Raw genomic sequence first — 23,816 nt, 5'->3', positions numbered from 1 at the left:
TATAATCTCTCAAAACCCCCTGCAACCACGCTTTCCAGACAGTCTCTTATACGGGCGCGGTGGCTGCACTGGCTCTGCACTGAGCAAAGTAGGTTTTACAGCACTGAAGCAACTCCCCAAACAAAGCGGGCGAACTTGGAATCGATCCAGTTCGCCCGCATTCATCACCGTGTATCCCGCTCGCCCTTCGGAGATTTCCTCAGTCCCGGCCATCTACGGCTCATCAGCAAGTACAGTCCGGCCACCCACGCTGCCGATGCCAAAAAGCCCGCCAACACATCCGATGGGTAATGGACGCCCAAATAATTGCGGCTGGCCCCCACTGTTATGGCCCACAGTCCGGCCACCACCGCCACCGGCCAGCCCGCCCGTGAACGCCAAAACACCACGATCAACGCAAATCCGAAGGCCGCGTTGCTCATGGCGTGCCCGCTGGGAAAGCTGAAGCCCGGCTCGCGCACGAGTGCCTCCAAAATATCCGGGCGAGCGCGGTGAAAGATCAGCTTGGCAATGGTATTGAGTAACGCGGCCCCGGCCAACGCCAATATCAAAAACCAGCCGTGTGCTTTGGCTCCGGCCCGCGCCAGCAAATAGGCAATCAGGCCCGTGACCAATGGCAGTACGGCAAAGCCGCCCAGCACCGCCAACGCGTTAGCCACAGCGGTCAGCTCTGGTGTGCGGTGGGCGCGGTACCACGCCAAAACCGAGGCGTCCCACGCAAAGCCGCCCTCCTGAAACACGTCCTCGGTCAGCTCAAAAAAGAGCAGGAGCGGAGCCAAGACGCCGATCAGGAGGAGCAACAGCCCCCGCCAATTGACCTTTAAAAACGCCCACAATTCCCGGCGTGTGAAGTGCCATCTCAAATGCAGCCCAGACATACCGGGCATTAGAGCATTGTCATCTGTGGGTCAGCCGGAGCCTAAAGCAACAGCAAGGTTTATTTTCCATCATCCAAAAAGTAGTTGCGGCCACCGACATACAGCCACTCCAAATCCGGCTTTCCATTTTCGGTGCTGGGCAGATAAGCAAACTGTTTTTCCACCCGCCCATCGCCGTAAGTCAGCGTCAGCGTGTTGCCCGACAGGGTGTACGTGCCGCTGTTTTTGCGCTCGCTGCTGCTGGAAACGCCGCCTGTGGTCTCGCCAAAAGCCGTGCCATCGGTGGTGGTGGTTATAGACACCCCTCCGGTAGCTACTCTGGTAAAGGTGCCGTCTTTGCGAAAAGTCAGGTTGTTATAGAAGACACCGCCGCCTGATCCCATTACGGCTGTAAACGTACTGATGGCTTGGTAGTCTCCCGCCAATTTCAGGTTCCCCAGCGGCTTGACGGCTTTCAAGTTTTCGCCGTCCAGTTTGTAGCCACTGGCGGTGCGTTCCCACTTCTCCGGCTTATCGGTGCCTATAGTCAGCAGACCGTTTTTGATGGAATAGACCTCGCACAGTGGGAGGCCATTGGGCCGGGTCTTGGTGCAGTCGGCATCGGCCAAAGATGTTTCCGGATCACCTGTAAACACATAGCCGTTCTTATTAAAAATATAGAAGTAATGTTCTAGGCTGGCGTTCGGGTAGAAATTCTGGATGGTTTGAGAGTATGCACCCTCGATGCCGCCCGAACCGGCAGGCGGGGCTGGAGCTTTGGCCGTGCCAAATGTCGGCTCCACAATTGGCTTGGCAATCTGGCTACAGCGCATATTTCGCAGAATTCGTCCAAATTCACGCTCGCCCAGTTCATCTTCGGAGTAGGTGGAATATTCTTCGTCCAACGGCCCGCCCACAAAGTCCACGCCACTAAACGAGTCCCTCTGTTTCCCCATGATATTGACGGCGTATTTGCCGCTGCTGCCCTTATAGCGGTAAACGCGGCCCGCCAGCAGTTCCAGCGTGCCTAGATCGGTGTTTTTGCCGTCCAGCGAGCGGCAGGGGTACTTGCCCACCTGCGGGTCTTTGCGCCGAAATTCCACCAGCGCATGACTCTCGGCGCTGCCCCGTTGGTGGCAATACAGCCGCCGATCCTGATCGGTCACGCCGTCCAGTTGAATCGTCTGGCCGTAGGTGCTGTCGAACAGCAAGTAGGCGTCGTCGGTGCCTGCCAGCGGCCCGCCCTGCCAGCGCAAGTAATTCAATGAGCTGCTGCTGCTGGACTGCACCATTTTGTACGTGCCTTCGCCACCGGGAGCGCGGTAGCGGCCCCCCGGCAAAATCTGGAGCGCGAAGGCAGGCTTGGAATAGTCGCTGCTCTGAACAGACAAGTAGCAACGGAATTCGTCGGGAAACGGTTGCTTGCGCGGATTCAGGCCCGCCCGTACCAGTTGGGCCACATTCGGCGCGGGCACAGTAGGCAGGCTGCCGGAAGCCTTGACCGTTGGAGTGGCTGTTTTCGTCGTACCTGCCGTCGCCGGAGCCTTCACATTGGCAAAGTTAAGCCGATCCGTAAAGGCCGTAAGTTCCGCCTGATGTGCCGTAAAGCTCTCTAAACTAGACGCACTGAACACCAGCATCTCGGCCCGGTTGCCCGCTTTGGTAGCCGCAAACAGTCGCCATTCGCTGCCCGTACCCACCTCGACCACCACAACGGTAGCCAGCACGGGCAGGCCATTTTCGTCGGTGTCGGCCTGCGTTTCCGATTGGCTCAGCACCGCCGCACCCTTGTTGAACGCTGCCACCTGCGCTGCAAACCACGTTCTCAACTCCCCCGACAGCACCGCGCCCGCCGTGAGCCGAATGGTGGCCCGGTCTCCCGCCGTCTTGGGTGGCAGCGTCAGCACCAGTCCGCCGCCCTGTTTGGCCTGCGTCCACCCTGCCGGAAGCTCGAAGACGTAGTTGCCGAACGTAGCGGCGTAGGCGCTCCCCACCAGCATGCCGCCCAGTACGCCCGTCACCACCAGCCTGCTCCAGCACTTTTCCATCCTCTATAGATATCCGCTGCCACGTGAAGTGGGATGAGGCGAGAGAGCTTCGGCTTAAGCGTCGGCTGCTCAAAAGGCGGAGGTGTGTACAAGCTGCGACACGTTACATTGGAATAACTAAAGGAAATCTTCATCACCGTCAGCTAGCGTTCCAGCGTTGCCTAAGCCACTCGGCTCACTCACCTATGCGCCACTCGCCGCATGTGCAGCACGGGCACACAAGCGCACCATAAAGCCACAACAAAGGCGCACCACCGGGCCACCCACAGGCCGCGCCCCAAGGAACCCCATGCATTTCCTGAACGCCGAAATCAATGTCCTGCACGCCGAAGCCCTCCGCGCCGAAGCCACCCGTGAAGCTCAGGCCCGCAGTGCCCGCCAAGGCCAACCCACCCGCCCCAGCTTTAGCCTCCGCGCCGTCCTGCACCGCCTCTTTGCCGCGCCAGTCCGCCCCGCGTGAGGCCAGTCACCGCAGTTGAAATAAACCCCCTCGCAAGTTGAGGGGGAAATTTTCTTGGTGTCTTGCACGCCTCACACTTCGGTAACGTGCTCCACTTCCAAGCGTGCGAAATAGGCCACCGCGTCAGACCGAAGGCCACTGCCTGCGTACAACCGGTGCGCGGCGGCCCGTGACCAGCATGACCTTATAGGATCCCCGTGCCCGTGCCAAAGCTACCTGCCTATGCCTTCTCCGCGTTTCTCCGAATGAGTCACCACATTCTCGCTCAGCGCATGGGGCCGCCCGCCCTGCGTCAAATTGGGCATGACCACCAGCGTCACCGTGCCCCACACGCCGTCTTGCTCGGCCACCAGCACATGCATTTTAGGATCGGCCAGCAACTCCCACCAAACGTGATTGGCGGCCTCTGTACTCAGCTCCGGCGACGAGGGGCTGAGGTGTTTATACAGCGTTTGCACCTCAGCCAAATCGTCGTACCGCGCAGGGCAAATCAGGAATTCGGGCATGGGCCAGTGTAAACGGACAACCAACAGCTCTCCCTACAACGGAGCCGCGTTCACTTCCCGCTGTGCCAAGAAGTCCTTGACGCTCTGGGCCGCCCGCGCGTTCATTCCCGGCACGCGGGCAATGTGTTCCACGGGCGCACTCGCCAAATCCTCCAAGCTCGTAAAGTGTTCTAGCAGGGCGTCCCGGCGCTTTTGCCCAATGCCCGGCAAGTCGTCGAAGACACTACGGAGCATATCTTGCCCCCGCAGTTTGCGGTGATAGGACACGGCGTAGTTATGCACCTCGTCGCGCACGCCGATCATCATCCGCAGGGCCGGGTGGGTCTGCGGCAGCAACAATTCCCGCTCTACACCTACCTCCGTCCCTTCCGTCAGCCACCACTGCGCCCCGAACCGTCCGGGCAAAATCAGGCGTTCTTCGCGCTTGGCGAGGCCCACCACAGCCACACGAATATCAGCCTCCTTGAGGGCATCCAGCGCAGCGTTCACCTGCCCGCGCCCCCCGTCGATCAGCATCAGATCGGGCAACGGCAACTTGTCGGCCAAGCTTCCGGTAAAACGCCGCACAATCGTCTGCTTCATCGACGTGTAATCGTCCGGATGATCCAGCCCTTTTACCTTAAAGCGGCGGTGTTCGCCCCGGCGACTGCGCCCGCCCTCGAACACCACCATGCCCGACACGATGTTGCTGCCGAACAGGTTGGAGTTGTCGTAGCCCTCGATGCGCCACGGACGCTCCGGCAAGGCCAAGACTTCGCGCAGGGCGTCCAGCCCCGGATGATCGCCGCGCCGCTCCAGCAGGGCCATTTCAGATTCCAGCCCGTTCACGGCGTTGCGCTGCGCCATCTCGATCAAGTCCACTTTATCGCCGCGCTTGGGCGTCCTCATCTCAATCCTGCGCCCCGCTTTTTCCGTCAAAAATTCGCTCCACACAGGCGCGGCCTCAAAGTCTGCCGGAAGCAGGATCAGCCCCGGCACATGCGTGGCCTGCGTGTAGTAATCCTGCACGAAGGCTTCCACGATTTCGCCCTCGCCGCCGCTGCCGTCGCCCTCTGCATCGGTCAGAAAGCGCTTGTCGCGGCCTACCACCCGCCCTGCCCGCATGCGGAACAACTGCACCATCGCGTATTCGCCCGCCCGCGCCACGCCCAAGAAATCCAAATCGGTCTCATCGCTCACGAAGGCGTGCTGCTCAGTGCCGAACAGCTTTTCCACGGCCTGTACCCGGTCACGCACGCGGGCGGCCTGTTCGAAGTCTCGGCCTTTTGCAGCAACGGCCATATCGTCACGCAAGCGGGCGATCACAGGCGCGGCGCGGCCTTCTAACAACCCTTTCACGTCTTCCACGATCCGGGTGTATTCGTCAGGATCAGCCTTGTCTACGCACGGCCCCAAGCAGCGCCCCATATGAAAATTCAGGCACGGGCGCGGCTTTTTTTGCAGCGGCAACCCACTGTTCTTCCTCAGCGGAAACATCGTGTCGATCAGGTGTTTCACTCGCCGCACCGCCGAAGCGTCTGGATACGGCCCGTAATAATTGGCCCCGTCCTTGATCACCCGCCGCGTGACCAGCAGCATCGGAAACTTCTCATTGGTCAGCTTGAGGAATGGGTAATGCTTGTCATCCTTGAGCATCACGTTGTAATGCGGGCGGTGCTGCTTGATCAGGTTGGCTTCCAGCACCAACGCCTCGACTTCGTTGCGGGCGGTAATAAATTCCAGCGTATCGGCCAGCGACGTGAACTTGCCGCTTTTGCCGCCCACCTTGAAATGTTGGCCCACCCGCGAGCGTAGGTTGTTGGCCTTGCCGATGTAAATAGGTGTTCCGGTGCGGCGAAAAATGTACACGCCGGGCGTGATGGGCAGCACGGGCAGATCGTCAAAATGCACGCTTTAGCATAGAGCGTAATGGGATGGTCAACCGGATGTCTGCTTACGACGGCCACCGCGAGGCGCTAATCTGTACTTCATGCCTGCTCAGGATTCCTCTCCAGACCGACTTTTTCTGGTTCGGCATGGCCGCACCGCTGGTAATGTTTCGCAGGTGTTGACAGGCGGCGCAGATGACCCTTTAGATGAGGTCGGGCAAGCGCAGGTCGAGGCCGTCGCCCGCTGGTTCGCCGCGCAGGACTTAGAATCACCGCGAATCTATACCAGTTCGTACCTCCGCGCCCGCCAAACTGGAACCGCTCTTGCGCAAGCCTTGCGCGGCCAAATCACCGTGATAGACGGCCTGCAAGAAATCGCCCCCGGAGACTGGCAGGGGAGAGCCTACAGTGACATGCATACCCACGCCCATGAACTGGTGCGCTCTGACGGCAGTTTCGGCTTTCCCGGCGGCGAGAGTCTGGAGGAAGTGGCTATCCGGTTCCGAACGGCGCTTCAACCTGTGCTGGCGCAATCCGGCACGCCCATCATCGTTGCTCACGGTGGTTCCTTGATCGCTTACTTGACTGACTTAATGGGCGCAGACGTACGGGAAGCGTGGCTGGATGGCCGCTACGCCCACGCCAATACAGCAGTAACGGAGCTGCGGAAGCTAAATCAGGGCTGGCACGCCGTGAGTATCGCTGCCACAGGCCATCTTGAAAACCTTGAAAATACAAATAAGCAATAGCGAACAACAATTTCACGATCCAGATTCAACTCGCGCCGCCACCTGAACGCCTACTTCCGCCAGTTGCGCCGCGTCCACCGCTGCCGGAGCCAATGCCATCAAATCCGCGCCCCGGTTATTCTTCGGAAACGCGATGACTTCACGGATACTTTGCGCTCCGGCCATCACCATCAGCAGGCGGTCAAAGCCCCACGCGATGCCGCCGTGCGGGGGGGTGCCCGCCGCCAGCGCATCCAGAAAAAAGCCGAACTGGGCGTGGGCTTCCTCGGGCGTGAACCCAATCGCTGCGAACATCTTTTCCTGCACGGCAGGGTCATGAATCCGGATGCTACCGCCGCCGATCTCGAACCCGTTCAGTACCAAGTCGTAGGCCTGAGCGCGAATCTCGCCTTGCCGCTCGGTGCCGAACAGGTGAATGTCGTCGGGATGCGGAGCGGTGAACGGGTGATGCATGTACGTCCAGCGGGCGTTGTCTTCGTCGTACTCGAGTTGTGGAAACTCGGTGACCCAAGACACGTGGAATTGCCCACCCGCCGCCAGCCCAAACAGGTCACGCAAGGCCAAGCGCACCGCACCCAACGCCGTCACTGCCTTCTGCCAGTCGCCCGCCGCAAACAGCAAAGTGCCGCCCGCCGCGACGCCCGTGCGTGAGAGCAGCTCGGCGGCTTGATCGCCCACAAACTTGCTAATCCCACCTGTAAAACCGTCACCATCACGTTTGAGCCATGCCAAACCTTTGGCTCCATGTTGTTTGGCTACCCGCTCCAGCTCGTCAATCTGCTTGCGCGTCAGCTCCGGCGCGGCCATGACTTTCACGCTGCCCGCACTGGCAAACGCCTGAAACGCGGCGCCTGCGAACAGGTCGGTCACGTCTACAAACGCCGAATTGAAGCGCAAGTCGGGCTTGTCGGAGCCGTATTTGTCCATCGCCTCGAAATACGACAGACGCGGAAACGGCAGCGGCAATTCCACGTCCAACACGTCGCGGAATACCGACGCCAACAAACGCTCCTGAAGCTCCAGCACGTCTTCCTGCTCCACGAAGCTCAGTTCCATATCGAGCTGCGTGAAGTCGGGCTGGCGGTCTGCGCGCAAATCCTCGTCACGGAAACAGCGGGCCAACTGGTAATAGCGGTCAAATCCAGCGATCATCAAGAGTTGCTTGAACAGCTGAGGCGACTGCGGCAGCGCGTAAAATTCGCCCGGATTCAGGCGGCTGGGCACCAAGAAGTCACGCGCCCCTTCCGGCGTAGACTTGGTGAGCATCGGCGTTTCTACCGCAATAAACCCCTCGGCGTCCAAAAAGCGCGTGACCGACGCCACCGCCTTGCTTCTCAGCATCAGATTGCGCTGCATCTCAGGACGCCGCAAATCCAGATAACGGAACTTCAGACGGATATCCTCGGAAACGCTGTCGCCCTTGTCCAGCTCGAACGCGGGCGTTTTGGCGGCGTTCAGCACCTTCACACGGGAAGCGATGACTTCAAAATCAGCCATGCCGCCTTTGCGCTGGCTCTCGGGGCGCATCTGATATACGCCCTCGATTTCGGCCACGTACTCGCCCCGCAGCTTATCGGCCTCCGCAAACGCCGCCGAATCGGGTTCGACTTGTACCTGCACCACGCCGCTGCGATCCCGCAATTCGATGAAAATCAGCCCGCCCAAATCGCGGCGGCGGTTGACCCAACCTTGCAGCGTGACGGTTTGTTCAGCGTGCTTTTCGTTCAGTTGTCCAATCATTGCCGTGCGTTTCATCAGTTGTTCTCCAATTCGGTCAGTACGGCGTTCAAGTCATCCAGCGACACTTCCCGCTGCTGGCCCGACGCCAGATTCTTCAGGTTCAGGACGCGGCGCTCTGCTTCATCCGTGCCGATGACGGCAGCATAGCGGGCACGGCGGCGCTCGGCATCCTTAAAGGCATTACCGGGTTTTTGGGCCTTGTAAGCGAATTCCACACGCGCCACCGCACGCGCTCTCAGCGCGGTTTGAGCGGCGAGGCCCACATTCTCCGCATCCATCGCCGCCAAATACAGCAGCGGCCCCGGCGTTCCCGGCAGGCTCACACCCTCGGCTTCCAGCGCCAGCAGCAGCCGTTCTATGCCAAAGGCCCAGCCGATGCCCGGCACTTCCGGCCCACCCAACTGTGCGCTGAGGCCGTCATAGCGCCCCCCTCCGCCTAGGGCCGACTTCGCGCCGACGCCCTCGTGGTGCAGCTCCCAAGCCGTGCGGCGGTAGTAATCCAGCCCGCGCACGATGCTGGGGTCAAGGTCATAGTCCACGCCCCATGCACCTAAATAAGCCTGCACTTCTGCAAAGTGCGCCGCCGCCTCAGCACCTAAAAAGTCAAGCATAGGCCGCACATTCAGCTCCCGCAGAAGCGCCTGATCCTCCGCGCTCTTGCTGTCCAGAATCCGCATCGGGTTGCGGGTCAGGCGGTCTTTGGAGTCGTCCGAGAGGCGCTCTAGCTGCGGCGTAAACAGCCCGCGCAAGTAGTCGTTGTAGCTGTCGCGGTCTGCCGGATCGCCAATGCTCCCCAGCTTCACGCGCACACCCGTCAGCCCCAACGCCCGCACCACGTCCACCATCAGGGCAATCGCTTCGGCATCTACCAGCGCGTCCGCACTGCCCAGCACCTCGTAATCCACCTGATGAAACTGACGATAACGGCCAGCCTGCACATTTTCAGCGCGGAACATCGGGCCATGTGTCCACAGCTTCAGCGGCGCGGGCAACTGCTTCAGCCCATTTTGCAGATAAGCCCGAACAATGCCCGCCGTGCCTTCTGGCCGCAGAATAAATCCGCCATGATCGCCAAAGTAGGTCACGGTAAACATCTCTTTGCGAACAATATCGGTGCTGCCGCCCACGCCGCGCTTGACCAGTTCAGCATCTTCAAAAATGGGCGTGGCTATAAACTGCGCTCCAGCCCGCTCCAATACACTCCGGGCAATGGTGGTGACATGAGCGTGGGCCGAGGCGCTTGCAAAACTTTTGAGGGCCGGAGTGCCTTCCGGTAAGAGGTCATTGGTACCTTTCGGACGGTTAATCGCCATAACGCCCCGGAGTCTACAGGGCGGCGGGCAGGGAATGAATCCGCGTGATGGCAGAGCAGCAAAATGGGCAGGGGAGAGGGCGGCCCCGCACCAGCAGGCCGCCCCCAACGCTCTCAGTTTACTGGGCGATGCTGTAAGGCAGGCCGTTAGACTTCGAGTTTCCAACCAGAATAAAGATGTAGCCGCCGCCCGCAGGCAGATCAGACGGCACGGTGAAGGTGATTTCGTCTGCCGTCCACGTCTGAATAGCGGCGGCTGGCAAGTCAAAACCGCCGCTTCCATCGAACGCCACGCCCATCCGAATTTTGGCGCTGGCTGGGCCGCCTAAGGAACGTCCCTGAACGGTGAGTGTGCCGCCGCGAACGACGGGGGCGGAAACTTTGTAGAGCACGGGCGCAACCGTAACAAACCGCTCCGTGCCAGCTTGTTGACGCGGCGCACAGGAAGAAAGCGAACCAAGAAACAGGCCAGTCATCAGTAAAGAACCCACCAAGAAACGCGCCATAAAGAGCCTCCGTGCGGGCAGTCTAATGAGCCTTGTATGACCGGTCAAATCACCCCCCCCACTGCGGCAACGTTTGCTGCACTTTCTGACGCAGATCAGGCCACCCTCGCCCCCCTTGCCGGTAAGCGGGTGATGGTGGTCTTCAACCCCAAAAGCGGCCAAGGCGACAGCGATTTGCCCGCCTTTATCGCCCTTTTGACGGCAGCGGGGGCAGTCGTGACCGAGCGCGAACTCGTGCCCGAAAAGCCCATGAGCAGCTATGTGGAAGACATCGCCAATTTTGATGTGGTAGTGGGCGCGGGAGGTGACGGCACCGTGAGCAGCCTCGCCTATGCCAGCCGCTACAAGAATGTGCCGCTGCTGGCGTACCCGGCAGGCACGGCCAACCTGATCGCCCAAAATCTGGACTTGCCGCGCACGCCGCTGGCCCTCGCGCAAGTGGTGGCGGGCGCACATGCGGTGCGGGTGGATCTGGGAGAGCTGGAAGTGCGCGGCGAGACCCACGGCTTTGCCATGTTGGCCGGGGCCGGAGCCGACGCCGCCATGATCCGCGACTCCGAGGAACTCAAAGAAAAATTTGGCGCGATGGCCTACGTGATGAGCGCCATGAAGCAGCTTAATCCCAAGAAGACCACCTTTCACCTCGTACTGGACGGCGAGAAGCGCGAGTTTGAAGGCATCGGCGTGATGGTGGCGAACTTTGGTATGGCAAACTACCGCCTCCCGATCACCACCGACATCAGCCCCAGCGATGGCCGCTTTACGGTGGTTTTGCTGAAAGCGGGCAACATCATGCGCCTCGTGCCCAACCTGATCGACTCGGTGCGGGCCAAGCTGAATCTGGGCGATCCCCTGTTCAGTGGCAATTTGGAGACGGTAGAAGCCAAGGCAGTCAGCGTGGTATCGGACGAACCGTTTCCGCTGCAATACGACGGCGAGCTGCATGAAGAAACGACGCCTTTTACAGCCAAAATCCTACCGGGAGCGATTCGGTTCCTGACAGGGGCCAAGAAAGGCGATTTGGACACTTAAGAGCGGTAGGTGGGAAAAGATGAACAGCCGGAAGCTTTATGCCCCGGCTGTTATTTTGTTATTTCGTAGCCCAAAGCCGCTTTTAGTGGCCCAGTACCTTGCTCAAAAACGCCTTGGCCCGTTCGTGCTGCGGGTTGTTATAAAACTGCTCCGGCGTGGTGTCTTCCACAATGTTGCCCTGATCGAAGAACACCAACCGGTCTGCGACTTCCCGCGCAAAACCCATTTCGTGCGTCACACACAACATGGTCATGCCGCTGCCCGCCAGCCCCTTCATCACGTCCAGCACTTCCTTGATCATTTCGGGATCAAGAGCTGAAGTCGGTTCGTCGAACAGCATGACTTTGGGATCCATCGCCAAAGCGCGGGCAATGGCGACTCGTTGTTGCTGCCCGCCCGACAACTGCGCCGGATATTTGTAGGCCTGCTCCTCAATGCCCACCCGCGTCAGCAACTCCATCGCCCGTGCTTCGGCCTGCGCTTTGGGCTGCTTGCGTACCCGAATCGGCGCGAGCGACACGTTTTGCAGCACCGTCAAATGGGGAAAGAGGTTGAAGCTCTGAAATACCATCCCGACTTCCCGGCGAATCGCATCCAAGTTCTGGCCGTCTTTAAGTTCCATCCCGTCGACGACAATAGTTCCCTGATCGTGCGCCTCCAGACGGTTGATGGTGCGAATAAAGGTGGATTTGCCGCTGCCCGACGGCCCGATAATGACCACCACTTCCCCGGACTGCACCGACATATTCACCCCGCGCAGGGCATGAAAGCTGCCGAAATGCTTGTGGACATCGACGGCCTTGATGATCGGATCGCCGGATTTGGGGGGGATTGCCTGCTTGTTGAGGTTGGGCTGGTTCAGATTGGGTTGGGCGGTCATAACTCCTCCAGAATAAATGAGACGGCGTTGTCGGTTTCTGGGGTCAGTGTAAGGCCACAGCCAAACGGCGGCGCGGTGAAGTGTCTAGCACCGATGGGGAAGACCCCGATCAGACGAAGCCCTCCATCACCTCATCCAGATCGTCTTCGGGCAATTCCACGTAGCGCCGCGTGGTATCCACCTGCTCATGGCCCAAGAATCCGGCCACCCGCGTAAAGTCCTTGACGGCGGCGTACAGTTGCGTGCCCGCGTACTTGCGCCCCGCGTGGAAGCCCCGGAACTCATGCTCGCGCCCGCATTTCAGCGCCAGCTTTTGCAGCCGCTCGTAGGCGCTGGAATACGCCGAAAAGGTGAACAGGCGACTGGTGGGCGTAGACACCGTTCCGGCCTTCAGAGCCTCCAAGGCTTCCCGTAACTTGGCACTCAGCGGCACGATCCGGGCCTTGTCGCCCTTGCCGTGCGCCACCAGTAGCCGCCTGCGCCGCAAGTCGATGTTGCCCCATTCCACAGCTAGTGCTTCGGCAATTCGCAGCCCCGCGTGCGTGAGTAGGAGCACCAAGACTGCTTCCTGTGCGTCGGCCTCCGACAGCATCGCCTGCACAAAATCGGCGCGGTACGGGGGATTTTTCACGATGCCTTTAGTGCGGTCTTTGGGGCGCTTCACGTCGCCAAACGGATCGGCGTCGGTGGCCCCGGCCCAGCGTAGGGCGCGGTACAGGGCGCAGGCCGCAGCAACGCGGGCCTGTACGGTGGCAGGCTTCAGACCCGACGCGCTGAGGCTCGCCACATACAACGCAGGTTCGCGGCGGCCCGGATGCGTGAGGTTCCAAGCATGGGCGCTGGCATGCTCCAGCAGCACCTTCACGCCCGTTTTGTAGGCCCGCAACGTATGGGGGCTGACGCGCACGCCCGCGCTGGTATCGCTGCTCAGGCAGGCGAGGGTCAGCGCCCACAAGTCTTCGGCGTCTTTGTCACGGGCCGCGCGAATGGCCCGCACGCGCAAGGCTTCGTCGGTGAGTCCTGCAAAAGCGCGGGCTTGGGTTAGGCGATCACCGGAATACAGGACGGGGGCAGATGTCGGAGTGTCGGACATACCACCCGATGATAACAAGCCTTATCAACGGCGAGGTGAGATGAGACTCTAGGAATTATTTCTGCACAACGTTCACTCTGGGATATCTACCGATTCCGGGAGACTGCGGAGCAACAATTGTGCAGGTCAGGCGAAGCAAGTGAGAAGGTTCAGGCGAGCGCACGACGAAGCTTGCCGTGTCACCTTGCTGGCGATATGTCCCAGACACCAATTCCACTCCAAGCCACTGCCTTTGGGCCTGTTGCAGACAGAGCCGGGGCATCTGACTTGCCGCAACCGATGGGCCAAAAACGATCAGTGCCACGATCAGAGTCAGGCCTGCACAGACCACCCAGCGAAGCGGAGATGAATGCCGAGCCAGAGTCACTATATTCCCGAAGAGTATCCGCTCAAGCGGTGCGGGTCATAGCCTCAGCCCTCATGCTCAGGTCAATTCCCCCTCAAGCCTGCGTCGGCGGCCCTTCACAGCCTTCCTGTGAGCTTGGGTGTTTTTAGTCGTCTAGCACGGTATTACAGCTTTCAGCGTCGCTTCTGCTAGAGCCTACGCTGATACCGCCGGTCAATCAGCCCCGCGAACACTAACATCAACGCCGCCAACCCCAGCGCGGGCCAGTCGCCCAAGCGAACAAATAAGGTTTGCCCGGTCAGACGCAGTGGGCGGGCGTGTAGGACGCCTTGACCTGAACCCAGCGTTTGTAGGGGCCGCCCCAAGTCATCAATTTCGGCGGCGATGCCGTAGTTCACGCTCCGGACGATGTAGCGCCGCGTTTCGATGGCCCGCACACGTCCCATCATGAAGTGCTGCTGCACGCCCCAGCCGTCGTACCAGCCGTCATTTGACACGTTCACCAAAATTTGTGCGCCTTTGCTGACCAAGACGCGGGCCACCCACGGAAACACACTGTCGTAACAAACGTATGCTCCGTACTGAACGCCGTTCAGTTGGAGTGTATTCACGACTTTGGCGGGCGGCACACTTTCCAGCGAGACGTTGATCGTGCGCTCGATCAGGCTCCATGCGGGGGCGAGGGGTTGGCGGAACGGAAAGTATTCACCGAACGGAACGGGGCGGGCCTTGTCGGTTTCGGAGGTGACGCTGCCCCCGTCCCAAACGCGAACGGAGTTGCGGCGGGGTTGCATCTGGCTCACGCCGTAGATGCCAGCAGCGGGAACGGCGGGCAGCAAGGCCGGGTCTAGAACGCTGCTCTCGCTCCAGACCACCACTTCATTTGGGCGGCGGTTGGTGCGGGTCAGGTTGGCCTGTAAGTCGAACTGATCTTGCGGGGTCAGGCGGCGGGAGGCGCGGCCAAAGGAATCGATAGTGGTTCTGAGTAGCAGCATCGGCGTTTCTGGCCCGCTGCCCGCTGTGCGCGTGAGGCCATACCCAAACGACAAGGCCCACGCTGCCGCCATCAGCAGGAGTGGGCGGCGTCTCCCCCATCCTCCCTCCCGCTGCTGCACGGTTCCCACGAAGCAGGCCAGCGCCGCCGCCGTCGCCGCTACCAGCACACTGCCCAGCAGCACGCCGCCCAAATCGGCAATTTGAATAGCGGGCGTGGGCAACAGCGTATAGCCCAGCGTGGGCCACGGAAAGGCGGGCGGCCCGAGGAAGCGCAGCCATTCCAGCACCACCCAGCCGCTCGCCAGCCCCCAGACTCGCGCTCCCTTTGACCGGAACAGGCGGCCCACCAGCCACGCCATGCCCGCCAAAAATGCGCCTTCTAGGGCAAACAGCGCGAAGGCCAGCACACCAGCGGGCGGAAAACCGAACAGTTTGCCCAAAAAGGCGGTGAGCCACCCCAGATGCACGGCGCTGTAAGCGGTGCCAGCCCAGAAGGCGCGGCCCGCCACGTTGCGGGCGCTTTGGCCCTGAGCGGCAAACGCCAGCAGCGCGGCCAGCGGCAAGAAGCTGAGGAAACTCCAGCCCAGCGGGAGGCCGCAGAGGGCCAGCAACATTCCGAGCAGGGCGGCGAGCAACATGGAAGGCAGGGACGGCGAGACACGCATCGGGCGCATTGTAAAGCGGGCGCGGGTGAGCATGGAGGGAGGCATGCGGCACACTGGGGCATGACTGGAGCTCTGGAAGCGAGTTTGGCCGAACTGTGGGAGAAGTTGGAGAAGGTCAGTGACACGGATTTTTTGGCTCAGATGCAGACCCTAACCGAAGGACTTCCCCCCGCTGACAGACTGTTCGAACGCGGTGCGGCCTTCGATTCCACCGGACATCCGCAGCAGGCCGCCTCGCTGTACCGGGAAGCCTTGGCCGCTGGACTCGTGGGCGAGCGCCGACGCCGCGCCGTCATTCAGCTCGCCAGTTCGCTCCGGAATTTGGGGCAGGCCGAGGAAGCGTTGACGTTGTTGACGGCTGAAGCGGGCCAGCCATCCGACGCTTTGGACGGAGCAGTTGCACTTTTTACAGCCCTCACGCTGGCTGACTTGGGGCGTGAACGGGAAGGCTTGGCCGTGGCGCAAACGGCCTTAGTTCAGACACTCTCGCCCTATAACCGCTACCGGGAAGCTCTGGCCGCTGGATTGCCACATGAACGCCGCCGGAGGGCCGTGATTCAGCGGGCGAGTTCGCTTCGGCAGGCGGGGCAAACCGAGGAAGCGTTGGTGTTGCTCTCTACCGAAGCGGGGCAGCCGTCGGATGCCTTGGATGGGGCGGTAGCAATTTTTCTGGCCCTGACGCTGGCCGACTTGGGCCGTGAACGGGAGGCCTTGGCGGTTGCGCTCACAGCGTTGGCTCAGACGTTGCCGCGCTACAACCGCTCGGCGGCGCGGTATGCGGGGGCATTGCTGGAGACTTCTGATTAACAGTTGCTCCTGCCCACACCCCACCTCGCCCCCTTTGGGGGGTTTGCTGCCGCGCCGCGCTGCTGGGCTGCTAGGATAAACAGACCTTGAGAATCGCGTTTATCAGTGACCTGCATGCCAACATTCACGCGCTGACATCCGTGAAACGGTTTTTATCGGAAAATATTGTCAATCAGGTGATCGTGGTGGGTGATCTGGTGGGCTACGGCGCAAGCCCCGGCCCGGTCATCGACTTTGTGCGCCGCGAGGGCTGGGCCACGGGCCTCGGCAGCAGCGACATGCGCGTGTCGATGGAGCTTGGAGAACGTGCCGAGCGAAAAGGCGTGGCCGATCAGGTGTTAGTCTGGACGCGCAAAATGTTGACGCCGGAGCAAAACGACTACCTGCGCCGTTTGCCGCCCGGTGGCCGAATTATGACCCCGGTGGGCCGGGTGCGCTTCTTTCACGGCTCGCCGCACAATCCCGAAGACCGCATAGACCTGATGGCGCAGGAGCGGGAGCTGGAAGCGTTGGCCGACAGTCTCAGCTCACGCGTGGTCGTGGTGGGCGGCTCGCATGTACCGTTTGTGCGCGTGATTGGAGACACCACTTTTCTCGATCCGGGCAGCGTGGGCCTCAGCCTGAACCACGAGCCGGGGGCAGATGTGGCGATTGTGGACTGTGTGGGCCGCAGACCGAAAGTGTCGCTGCACAAGGTCACGTATGATTTTGCGTCAAGCGCGTTCGACATCATGGCGTGGAACCTGCCGCCTGTGATCGCGGATGTGATTCGCACGGGGAAAATGTAGGCAGTGGGAGAAGAAGAAAGAGGCGTCCGCGTGTGCAGATGCCTCTTTCTTGTGGTTTGAAATCTAGACCAGCACGCTTTGCTTCTCCCCCACCAAGCCCGCCACTTCCAGTTCCTCTTCGTAGCGGGCCACCAAACCGGGTGCGCCCAACAGGTCTTGCAGGGCCACCATCAAGGCGCGGTACGGCGCGGGGCGGGCCGCTTCTCCCATCAGGCCCAGTCGCCAGATCACGCCAGCGGTGGGGCCGAGGCCGCCTGTCACGCTGATTTCGCGGGCGCGGAGGGCCAAGCGCACGGCGCTGTCGTCCATGCCAGCGGGCAGGCGCAGGGCCAGCACGGTGGGCAAGCGGTCTTCGGGGCGGCGAACATAGTGTGAGAACCCCAGCGGCGCGAGGGTGCGCGTGATGACCTGCCCAAGCTGCTGCACCCGCAGTTTTCGGGCGTCTAGACCTTCTTCCAGCGCGGCTTGCAGGGCGGCGTGAAAAGCGTAGTGCAAGTTCACGGGAATGGTGTGGTGGTAGGTATGCTCCACCCAGTAGTCGCGCAGGCCCTCGAAGTCGCAGTACCACAGCGGCGTAGGCGTGCGGCGTGCGGCGTAGCGGGCAAAGGCGCGTTCGCTGATGGCAATGGGCGCGAGTCCGGGCGGGGCCGACAGGCATTTTTGTGCGCCTGTGTAGGCGTAGTCTACGCCCCAGTCCTGCATATGGAAGGGTTCCATTCCAGCCGTCGTTACGGCGTCTACGGTGAGCAGCACGCCGCTGCCGCGTACCAGCTTGGCAATTTCGGGCACAGGATTCAGCACACCGGTACTCGTTTCGCCGTGAACGACGGCTACCATCGCTACGCCGTCCAAGTGTGCGGCCACGTCTTCGGGCTTGATGGCTTCACCCAGCGGTGCCGTCACCAGCCGCACGTGAGCGCCGTAGCGGGCGGCCATTTCAGCCATGCGCCGCCCGAAGCTGCCGTTGGCGCAGACCAGAATTTCGTCGCCCTTTTCCACCAGATTCGCAAAGCCCGCCTCCATGCCGAGGCTGCCCGTGCCCGCCAAGAGTGCCGTGAAGGCTTCGGGTTCGGTGCCGTACATCACGCGCAGGTCGGCCTGAATTTCGCGGTTCAGGGCGAAGACTTCGGGATCCATGTGCCCAAGCATCCCGCGCATCATGGCTTTTTGGGCGCGGGGATGAATCGGGGTGGGGCCGGGCGTTAGGAGTACGTGGTTGTCGTGGGTGTCCTCGAACATTTGACCGAGTGTAGCATTTGAGCGGGACACTTGAGCAACGCTGTTGCGTGGGGTTGGCTAGGCGGGTAGGGTAGAGCAATTTAATTGCGTTAAAGTGTCGACGGCGATCCAAACGCACTGCCAATCGCCCCTTTCACCCTTGATCCTATGCCGGAAAGACCGCTCCGGGTTCTCCGCGCTGGGCGTGGGCTTCCACGAGCTTCAGGAAATCTAGCGTGTAGCGGGCCACCGTTTTGGGGTGCGAATCGGTGAGGGCGTGGGTTCCGCCGGGCACGGTTTTCACGAGGGCGTCGGGAATGGCGCGGCGCAGGTCGCGTACTGTCCAAGAGCGGATCACGTAGTCCAGATCGCCGTCCAGCAGCAGCGTGGGCACGCGCACCTTCTTCAAGATCGGGCCGGTGTCGTGCTGGCTCTGGTCGGTAGCCAGCCTCAGCATCAGCGCGGGGCCGCTGGTGGAATAGGCGCTCAGGGCGGGCAACAGCAGGGGCAAGCGCTCGTGCGGCAGGTCACGCAGCAGGCGCAGGAACTGCATGGTCACACTGGGGTTTTCGGGAATGCCGGTGGGGGCGCAGGCGATCAGCGCCGACGTGCAGGTGGGATAGCGGGCCGCCAGATCAAAAATGACTTCGCCGCCCAGCGAATGCCCGAACAGCGGCGCACAGTTCAGGCCGCATTCCACGAGCCACTTCGCCAAATGATCGGTCAGGTCTTCGATGTTGCGCGGATAATCGCGGCGGCCCTCGCTGAAGCCGTGACCGGGCGGGTCGTACACGTACACGGTGCGCTCGCGGGCCAGTTCGCGGGACACGCGCACATACATCCATGACGCGCAGCCCAGTCCCGGCACCAGCACCAGCGGGGGGCCGCTGCCCCGTACCCAAGCGTGAGTATGCAGGCCGTTCACGCGGGTGAAGTGTGATTGGCCGGGGTGTGAGGCTTCAAGTGTCACTGAGCCGTGCCTTCGCGCAAAAAGTCCAGTACCAGCGAGTTGAACCACTCGGGGGCGTCTACCATGACTACGTGGCCTGCCCCCGCGATTTCTTCGTAGCGTGCGCCGGGAATGGCGGCGGCCAGCGCACGGCCCAGCCGGACAGGAACAAGGGCGTCGCGTGCGCCCCAGATGACCAGTGTCCGGACATTCAGGCCGGGCAGCACATCTAAAATATTGTCTCCCAGTAGATGAACGGTGCTGCGCCACATGTTTGGCAGGCCCGCGCGGGCGGCGTCCAGCAGAATGCGCGGCACGAACGATTTGCGGCCCGTGACCACCGCACGCGGCAACTTGAGGGCCACCCGCACCGGATGACCGTCCAAGAGGCCGCTGGCACAGGCCAAGACCAGATTCTTGACCCGCACGGGACGCAGGGCCGCCACATGCAGGGCGATATGGCCGCCCATGCTGTGGCCGATCAGGGTCACGTCATGTAGGTTTTGGTTGTCCAGCCACGCGGCGATCAGGGCCGCGTCTTCACGCACGCCGAGGGAACGCTGCCGCCGTGCGCCGCCGTATCCGGCGAGGTCAAGGACAAAGACGCGGTGAGACTGAGAGAACACGGGGACATTGTGCCGCCACCAACGGCCCGAACCGCTGAGGCCGTGAATCAGCACCACCGGCTCACCATTGCCTGCCGCGTCGTAGCGCAGCGTGGCTAAACCATGTCGGAACTGGAGGGAGCGCACGCGGGGCAGCATAGCGTGATGGACGGTGGGCCGGGGTGGAGGGTCAAGATTCGCGGAAGTTCGGGCCGGGTGAGCGGCCTACAATGTCGCCTATGCTGATCGACGGACATCTGGACTTGGCCTTCAACGCCGCGCTGGGGCGGGACTTGACCTTGCCGCTGGAGGACTTGCGGCGCAGCGATCCGGTGGCGGGTGAAACGGCCACCGTGACCTTTTCGGAGATGGGGGCGGCGGGCCTGCGCGTGTGCTTCGGCACGCTGTTTGCCTTGCCCAAAACGGTGGAGAGTCCGGATGGTTACGAGGATCACGTGGGGGCGCGGCGGCAGGCGCTGGGGCAACTGGAGCAGTACCGGCGCTGGGAAGACGGCGGATACTTGCGGTTATTGCGGACGGGCGCGGAGGTGGCCGCACATTTGGCCTCTGCTGACGCACCTGTGGGAGTCGTGCTGCTGATGGAAGGCGCTGACCCGGTGCGGGATGTGGATGATCTGGCGTTCTGGGCGGCGGCGGGCGTGCGGGTGATTGGCCCGGCATGGGGCCGCACCCGGTACGCGGGCGGCACGGAAGCGCCCGGCCCTCTGACCGATGCCGGACGGGAATTGGTTTCGGCAATGGCGTCGATGGATCTTGCGTTGGACGCCTCGCATCTGGACGACGCCAGCTTTTGGGACGCGGCAGAGTTGCACCCACGCATGATCGCCACGCACGCCAACAGCCGACATGTTGTGGCCGGAAACAGGCACCTGACCGACGACATGGCCCGCGCCATTGCCGACAAAGACGGCGTGATCGGGCTGGTCTACCCGTCCAAGTTCTTGCAGGACGGCTGGCAGGACGGCGATCCGCGTCCTCCCCTGAGCCGCTTGGCCGATCACGCTCAGCACTACGCTGGCCTAATCGGATGGGATCGGGTGGCACTTGGCACCGACTTAGACGGTGGATTTGGGCAGGAGAAGTGTCCGGGGGGAGTGGATGCCTACCGGGATATTCCGGGCAGTGTGGACGTGTTGCCAGCGGAGGTACGGGCCGGGGTGCTGGGGGGCAATTGGGCGCGGTGGATGACGCAGTATTTGTAACACCGTGAAACATGGTTTGCCCATCACCCACAGCCTCTATGCTTTAGGCTGAGGCTATGACTGCTCTTCCCACCATAGACCCGCGCCTACACGCCTACGATCCCGAACGCCGATTGGCTGAAACAAGCTTGCAAGGCCAGTTGGAAGGTGCGGATTGGCGCTGGCTGACGCCTCAAGCGGGTTGGGCGAATGCACGGCTGAGCTTGCGGGCCGCGCCAGATAAGGGGGCCGAGCAGGTCAGTGAGGTTTTGCCGGGTGAAGCGGTGTCGGTACTGCTGAAGGGTGAAGACTGGGCATGGGTCAAGACCGGGCATGACGGCTATCCGGGCTGGGTGCAGTCGAACGGTGTGCTGGACAGCTTATCCGCCGGGGAAACACTGACGGTCACGGCTTTACGCGCTCATGCGTATGCCCGGCCAAAGGTCAGTGCGCCTGTAGTGGCCGAGCTGTGTTTCGGGGCGGCAGTGGTGCTGGGGAGTGGTGAGAACGTGACCGAAGGCGGGCGGGTGTGGCGGCCCGTGCTGCTGCCGGACGGTGCGGCGGCGTGGGTGCAGGCGGTCTGCTTTTTGGCTGTGTCAGAGGGTGATGTGGCTGACTTTGCCCTGCGTTTTCTGGACACGCCGTATATCTGGGGCGGGCGTTCGGCTTGGGGGCTGGATTGTTCCGGGCTGTCGCAGTTGGCTTATGCAGCCTTCGGGCGGGCCATTCCGCGTGACGCCGACTTGCAGCAAGAGGAACTGACGGGAGTGAACGAGCCGATGCGGGGGGATTTGGCTTTTTTCCCCGGACATGTGGGCCTCATGCTGGACGAGCGGCGCATGGTACACGCCAACGCGACGCATATGCGGGTCACGGTAGAAACGTTTGGGGAGGGTGAGTACGGCGCGAGGTTGGCAGCGAGTTGCACGGGCTTCGGGCGGTGGAACGGTTGATTCAGGTCACGTGGGAAACGCTGGAACTTCAGACCGCGCAGCCGTTCGGGATTGCCCGCTGGACGCATTCGGTCTATCCGCGTACCTTCGTCAGCCTCTCCTCTGAGGGCGTGACCGGGCAGGGCGAGGCCGCGCCCAACGCTTTTTACGGCGAAACGCGGGGGACGGTGGAAGCGGTATTGCCGCTGCTGGCGGGGGCTGTTTCTGATGATCCTTGGGACTGGGACGGGTTGCATTCCCGCCTCACGGCCCTCATGCCGTTTCATCATCCGAGTGCCAAATGTGCGTTGGAAATGGCCGCGCTGGAGTGGTGCGCCCGCCGTGCGGGGCTTCCGGTGTGGCGGCTGCTGGGCCTCTCCCCTGCGCCGATTCCCGAAAGCAGTTATACGGTCAGTCTGGCCGAGTTGCCCGAGATGCGGCGGCAGGCACGGGAAGCCGTAGGGCGCGGGCACGGCATTTTGAAGGTGAAGCTGGGAACGGACCGAGATCAAAAAATCGTGGAAGCCCTCCGCGAAGAAGCGCCTGATGTGGCCCTGCGGGTAGACGCCAACGCCGTGTGGACGCGCCCGCAGGCGAAGCGGGTGCTGGGCGTGTTGGACGCGGCCCGCGTAGAACTGCTGGAGCAACCCCTCGCGGCGGGCGATTTGGAGGGTCACGCCGCGCTGCGTGCGGTGTCCCGCGTGCCTATCGTGGCCGACGAGAGCTTGCACCATGTGTCGGACGTGCCCGCGTTGGCGGCGGCCTTTGACGGTGTGAACCTGAAATTGGCGAAACTGGGGGGGCCATTGCAAGCGTTGCGTGCGCTGAGGCTGGCCCGCACGCACGGCCTACAGGTCATGATGGGCTGCATGATCGAAAGCTCGCTGGGGATTGCGGCGGCGGCACATTTGGCGGGCGCGTGTGACTGGGCCGACTTGGACGGGGCGTTATTATTAGCCGATGACCCTTATACGGGGCTGGACTGGCAAGCCGGAACAGTGGGGAGGCCGACTGGCGTGGGCTGGGGCGTGACGCGGGCGTGAGTCCAACCATCGCCGTCCTCGGCTGCGGCAACCGGGGCGCGGATGTGTACGCTCGGCATCTGGCGGCGCAGGGCGCACGGATCACGCATTTGGTTGACATGCGGCCTGCACGCTTGGCCGAAGTCGCGGCAAGGCATGGGCTGAATGCGGATGCCTGTTTTGCCGATGCCGACGCTTTTTTTGCACTGGGCCGAGTGGTCGATGCACTGGTGATCGCCACACCCGACGATGCACATATGGGGCCATGCCTGCAAGCTCTGGCACTGGGCTACGACGTGCTGCTGGAAAAGCCGATCTGCTTGCAGGAATCCGATTTAGAGCAGTTGCTGGCGGCAGAAGCGGCGTCTGCGGGGCGGGTCACGGTCTGTCATGTCTTGCGGGCCACCGCATTTTTTGGTGCGGTGCGGGCCGTGCTGGATTCGGGGCGACTGGGGCGACTGGTGGGCATCGTACACGCGGAGAATGTCGCTTACTGGCACTACGCGCATTCGTATGTGCGGGGCAACTGGCGCTGTAGTCCGTCCGCCGCGCCGTTTGTACTGGCTAAAAGTGGGCATGATCTGGACTTGCTGCGCTGGTTCGCGGGTGCGCCGCCAGTGCGGGTGTCCAGTGAAGGCGGGCTTCATCATTTCCGGCCCGAGGATGCTCCGGCGGAAGCCTCAGCCCGCTGCGTGACGTGTGCGGTGCTGGCGTGTCCGTATGATGCCTGTACCATTTACGGCGGGCGCGATCCGGCAGCGTGGCCCGTGACCGTCCTCACGGCGGGCGGCGTCTCGTTGGCCGACGCTTTGACATACGGGCCGTATGGCCGCTGCGTGTACGGCGGCGGCAACAACGTCGCAGACCATCAGGCCGTGACCGTAACGTTTGCCAACGGCGTGATCGCCCAACTCACCGTCAGCGCATTTACGCACAACAATAGGCGCACGCTGAAACTGCTGGGCACGCACGGCGAACTGCGCGGGCAGATGGAACGGGGCGAACTGGAACTCCACGACTTCCGCACGGGTGAAGTGGATCGCTGGGTGGTAGACGCGGCGGGCACTCACGGTGGCGGTGACGTGGGCTTGGTGGCCGGGTGGCTGGCGTACTTGCGGCGTGAGGCTGCGCCGCCTACCCCATTGGCCGAGTCGCTGGATTCCCACCGGATGGCGTTTGCGGCAGAGCGGGCGCGGTTGAGCGCAACAATTGAGCGGTTGGGTTGAATGGGAATA

22 protein-coding genes are annotated in these 23,816 nt (G+C 62.0%); 9 read left to right on the top strand and 13 right to left on the bottom strand.

Features of this window, described 5'->3' with window-relative positions; translation table 11 throughout:
- Positions 1 to 164: 164 nt before the first annotated feature.
- Together E7T06_RS15535 and E7T06_RS15530 are read right to left on the bottom strand one after the other, a co-directional pair.
- Entirely contained in the window at positions 165 to 887 is a 723-nt protein-coding gene (locus E7T06_RS15535) for a phosphatase PAP2 family protein (protein WP_240741104.1), read from the bottom strand.
- Between the two features lie 50 nt (positions 888 to 937).
- Complete coding sequence (locus tag E7T06_RS15530) at positions 938 to 2,878, bottom strand: lipocalin family protein (RefSeq protein ID WP_136366683.1); 1,941 nt, start codon at positions 2,876 to 2,878, stop codon at positions 938 to 940.
- A gap of 316 nt (positions 2,879 to 3,194) precedes the next feature.
- Here E7T06_RS15530 and E7T06_RS21290 point away from each other — a divergent pair, with 316 nt between their 5' ends.
- Complete coding sequence (locus E7T06_RS21290) at positions 3,195 to 3,365, top strand: hypothetical protein (protein WP_168733577.1); 171 nt, start codon at positions 3,195 to 3,197, stop codon at positions 3,363 to 3,365.
- Between the two features lie 212 nt (positions 3,366 to 3,577).
- Here the strand turns inward: E7T06_RS21290 and E7T06_RS15525 are convergent, their stop codons facing one another.
- On the bottom strand, positions 3,578 to 3,871 hold the full coding sequence (locus tag E7T06_RS15525; protein ID WP_240741103.1) for a GNAT family N-acetyltransferase: 294 nt from the start codon (positions 3,869 to 3,871) through the stop codon (positions 3,578 to 3,580).
- A gap of 33 nt (positions 3,872 to 3,904) precedes the next feature.
- Entirely contained in the window at positions 3,905 to 5,761 is a 1,857-nt protein-coding gene (gene uvrC, locus E7T06_RS15520; protein WP_136366682.1) for an excinuclease ABC subunit UvrC, read from the bottom strand.
- 79 nt (positions 5,762 to 5,840) lie between these two features.
- On the opposite strand from uvrC, the gene E7T06_RS15515 reads away from it, so the two are divergent.
- On the top strand, positions 5,841 to 6,488 hold the full coding sequence (locus E7T06_RS15515; RefSeq protein WP_136366681.1) for a histidine phosphatase family protein: 648 nt from the start codon (positions 5,841 to 5,843) through the stop codon (positions 6,486 to 6,488).
- A 12-nt stretch (positions 6,489 to 6,500) separates the two neighbouring features.
- Here E7T06_RS15515 and aspS read toward each other — a convergent pair whose 3' ends face one another.
- The 3 genes from aspS to E7T06_RS15500 form a co-directional block, all read right to left on the bottom strand.
- Positions 6,501 to 8,243, bottom strand: a complete 1,743-nt coding sequence (gene aspS, locus E7T06_RS15510) for an aspartate--tRNA ligase (protein WP_168733576.1) — start codon at positions 8,241 to 8,243, stop codon at positions 6,501 to 6,503.
- Positions 8,243 to 9,541: a histidine--tRNA ligase gene (gene hisS, locus E7T06_RS15505; protein WP_136366679.1), complete on the bottom strand. Its 1,299-nt coding sequence runs from the start codon at positions 9,539 to 9,541 to the stop codon at positions 8,243 to 8,245. Before hisS ends, aspS begins: the two co-directional genes overlap by 1 nt.
- A gap of 118 nt (positions 9,542 to 9,659) precedes the next feature.
- Complete coding sequence (locus E7T06_RS15500) at positions 9,660 to 10,046, bottom strand: cell surface protein (RefSeq protein ID WP_136366678.1); 387 nt, start codon at positions 10,044 to 10,046, stop codon at positions 9,660 to 9,662.
- A gap of 36 nt (positions 10,047 to 10,082) precedes the next feature.
- On the opposite strand from E7T06_RS15500, the gene E7T06_RS15495 reads away from it, so the two are divergent.
- Positions 10,083 to 11,078, top strand: a complete 996-nt coding sequence (locus tag E7T06_RS15495; RefSeq protein WP_240741102.1) for a diacylglycerol kinase family lipid kinase — start codon at positions 10,083 to 10,085, stop codon at positions 11,076 to 11,078.
- An 82-nt stretch (positions 11,079 to 11,160) separates the two neighbouring features.
- Here E7T06_RS15495 and E7T06_RS15490 read toward each other — a convergent pair whose 3' ends face one another.
- The 3 genes from E7T06_RS15490 to lnt all read right to left on the bottom strand — a co-directional run bounded on the left by E7T06_RS15490 (position 11,161) and on the right by lnt (position 15,058).
- Positions 11,161 to 11,958 (bottom strand): amino acid ABC transporter ATP-binding protein, encoded by a 798-nt coding sequence (locus E7T06_RS15490; protein ID WP_136366677.1) that lies wholly within the window; start codon positions 11,956 to 11,958, stop codon positions 11,161 to 11,163.
- A 109-nt stretch (positions 11,959 to 12,067) separates the two neighbouring features.
- A complete protein-coding gene (locus E7T06_RS15485; RefSeq protein WP_136366676.1) occupies positions 12,068 to 13,051 on the bottom strand; it encodes a site-specific integrase in 984 nt (327 codons plus the stop codon).
- A gap of 534 nt (positions 13,052 to 13,585) precedes the next feature.
- On the bottom strand, positions 13,586 to 15,058 hold the full coding sequence (lnt, locus tag E7T06_RS15480; protein WP_168733575.1) for an apolipoprotein N-acyltransferase: 1,473 nt from the start codon (positions 15,056 to 15,058) through the stop codon (positions 13,586 to 13,588).
- 60 nt (positions 15,059 to 15,118) lie between these two features.
- Here lnt and E7T06_RS15475 point away from each other — a divergent pair, with 60 nt between their 5' ends.
- Both E7T06_RS15475 and E7T06_RS15470 read left to right on the top strand, forming a co-directional pair.
- The gene (locus tag E7T06_RS15475; protein ID WP_205750955.1) at positions 15,119 to 15,865 is read left to right on the top strand and encodes a tetratricopeptide repeat protein; all 747 of its coding nucleotides are present in this window, start codon (positions 15,119 to 15,121) and stop codon (positions 15,863 to 15,865) included.
- An 86-nt stretch (positions 15,866 to 15,951) separates the two neighbouring features.
- Positions 15,952 to 16,653 (top strand): metallophosphoesterase family protein, encoded by a 702-nt coding sequence (locus E7T06_RS15470; protein ID WP_136366675.1) that lies wholly within the window; start codon positions 15,952 to 15,954, stop codon positions 16,651 to 16,653.
- 63 nt (positions 16,654 to 16,716) lie between these two features.
- Here the strand turns inward: E7T06_RS15470 and E7T06_RS15465 are convergent, their stop codons facing one another.
- The 3 genes from E7T06_RS15465 to E7T06_RS15455 form a co-directional block, all read right to left on the bottom strand.
- Positions 16,717 to 17,892 (bottom strand): alanine--glyoxylate aminotransferase family protein, encoded by a 1,176-nt coding sequence (locus E7T06_RS15465; RefSeq protein WP_136366674.1) that lies wholly within the window; start codon positions 17,890 to 17,892, stop codon positions 16,717 to 16,719.
- Positions 17,893 to 18,037: 145 nt separating this feature from the next.
- On the bottom strand, positions 18,038 to 18,796 hold the full coding sequence (locus tag E7T06_RS15460) for an alpha/beta hydrolase (RefSeq protein ID WP_240741101.1): 759 nt from the start codon (positions 18,794 to 18,796) through the stop codon (positions 18,038 to 18,040).
- A gap of 41 nt (positions 18,797 to 18,837) precedes the next feature.
- Positions 18,838 to 19,584 carry an alpha/beta fold hydrolase gene (locus tag E7T06_RS15455; protein WP_136366672.1) on the bottom strand — a complete coding sequence of 249 codons (747 nt, stop codon included), beginning with the start codon at positions 19,582 to 19,584 and terminating at the stop codon, positions 18,838 to 18,840.
- Positions 19,585 to 19,664: 80 nt separating this feature from the next.
- Between E7T06_RS15455 and E7T06_RS15450 the strand changes: the two genes are divergently transcribed.
- The 4 genes from E7T06_RS15450 to E7T06_RS15435 are packed head-to-tail and all read left to right on the top strand — an operon-like array spanning position 19,665 to position 23,807.
- The gene (locus tag E7T06_RS15450; RefSeq protein WP_136366671.1) at positions 19,665 to 20,648 is read left to right on the top strand and encodes a membrane dipeptidase; all 984 of its coding nucleotides are present in this window, start codon (positions 19,665 to 19,667) and stop codon (positions 20,646 to 20,648) included.
- A 56-nt stretch (positions 20,649 to 20,704) separates the two neighbouring features.
- Positions 20,705 to 21,580, top strand: coding sequence for a C40 family peptidase (locus E7T06_RS15445; RefSeq protein ID WP_136366670.1), 876 nt, complete (start codon positions 20,705 to 20,707; stop codon positions 21,578 to 21,580).
- Positions 21,568 to 22,602, top strand: coding sequence for a dipeptide epimerase (locus E7T06_RS15440; RefSeq protein WP_240741100.1), 1,035 nt, complete (start codon positions 21,568 to 21,570; stop codon positions 22,600 to 22,602). Before E7T06_RS15445 ends, E7T06_RS15440 begins: the two co-directional genes overlap by 13 nt.
- On the top strand, positions 22,599 to 23,807 hold the full coding sequence (locus E7T06_RS15435; protein ID WP_168733574.1) for a Gfo/Idh/MocA family oxidoreductase: 1,209 nt from the start codon (positions 22,599 to 22,601) through the stop codon (positions 23,805 to 23,807). The genes E7T06_RS15440 and E7T06_RS15435 overlap by 4 nt, the downstream gene beginning before the upstream one ends.
- Positions 23,808 to 23,816: the final 9 nt, after the last annotated feature.

Origin of the sequence: Deinococcus sp. Arct2-2 (genome assembly GCF_004801315.1) — a bacterium.
Lineage (GTDB): Bacteria > Deinococcota > Deinococci > Deinococcales > Deinococcaceae > Deinococcus.
The sequence above is the reverse complement of the archived record's forward strand: the minus strand, read 5'-3'. Positions and strand labels throughout refer to the sequence as shown.

Excerpts from the sequence above, each read along its gene's own strand:
- E7T06_RS15535 (WP_240741104.1), bottom strand. The coding sequence starts at position 887 with ATGCCCGGTATGTCTGGGCTGCATTTGAGATGGCACTTCACACGCCGG.
- E7T06_RS21290 (WP_168733577.1), top strand. The coding sequence starts at position 3,195 with ATGCATTTCCTGAACGCCGAAATCAATGTCCTGCACGCCGAAGCCCTC.
- E7T06_RS15525 (WP_240741103.1), bottom strand. The coding sequence starts at position 3,871 with ATGCCCGAATTCCTGATTTGCCCTGCGCGGTACGACGATTTGGCTGAG.
- E7T06_RS15515 (WP_136366681.1), top strand. The coding sequence starts at position 5,841 with ATGCCTGCTCAGGATTCCTCTCCAGACCGACTTTTTCTGGTTCGGCAT.
- aspS (WP_168733576.1), bottom strand. The coding sequence starts at position 8,243 with ATGAAACGCACGGCAATGATTGGACAACTGAACGAAAAGCACGCTGAA.
- hisS (WP_136366679.1), bottom strand. The coding sequence starts at position 9,541 with ATGGCGATTAACCGTCCGAAAGGTACCAATGACCTCTTACCGGAAGGC.
- E7T06_RS15500 (WP_136366678.1), bottom strand. The coding sequence starts at position 10,046 with ATGGCGCGTTTCTTGGTGGGTTCTTTACTGATGACTGGCCTGTTTCTT.
- E7T06_RS15495 (WP_240741102.1), top strand. The coding sequence starts at position 10,083 with ATGACCGGTCAAATCACCCCCCCCACTGCGGCAACGTTTGCTGCACTT.
- E7T06_RS15490 (WP_136366677.1), bottom strand. The coding sequence starts at position 11,958 with ATGACCGCCCAACCCAATCTGAACCAGCCCAACCTCAACAAGCAGGCA.
- E7T06_RS15485 (WP_136366676.1), bottom strand. The coding sequence starts at position 13,051 with ATGTCCGACACTCCGACATCTGCCCCCGTCCTGTATTCCGGTGATCGC.
- lnt (WP_168733575.1), bottom strand. The coding sequence starts at position 15,058 with ATGCGTGTCTCGCCGTCCCTGCCTTCCATGTTGCTCGCCGCCCTGCTC.
- E7T06_RS15475 (WP_205750955.1), top strand. The coding sequence starts at position 15,119 with ATGACTGGAGCTCTGGAAGCGAGTTTGGCCGAACTGTGGGAGAAGTTG.
- E7T06_RS15465 (WP_136366674.1), bottom strand. The coding sequence starts at position 17,892 with ATGTTCGAGGACACCCACGACAACCACGTACTCCTAACGCCCGGCCCC.
- E7T06_RS15455 (WP_136366672.1), bottom strand. The coding sequence starts at position 19,584 with ATGCTGCCCCGCGTGCGCTCCCTCCAGTTCCGACATGGTTTAGCCACG.
- E7T06_RS15450 (WP_136366671.1), top strand. The coding sequence starts at position 19,665 with ATGCTGATCGACGGACATCTGGACTTGGCCTTCAACGCCGCGCTGGGG.
- E7T06_RS15445 (WP_136366670.1), top strand. The coding sequence starts at position 20,705 with ATGACTGCTCTTCCCACCATAGACCCGCGCCTACACGCCTACGATCCC.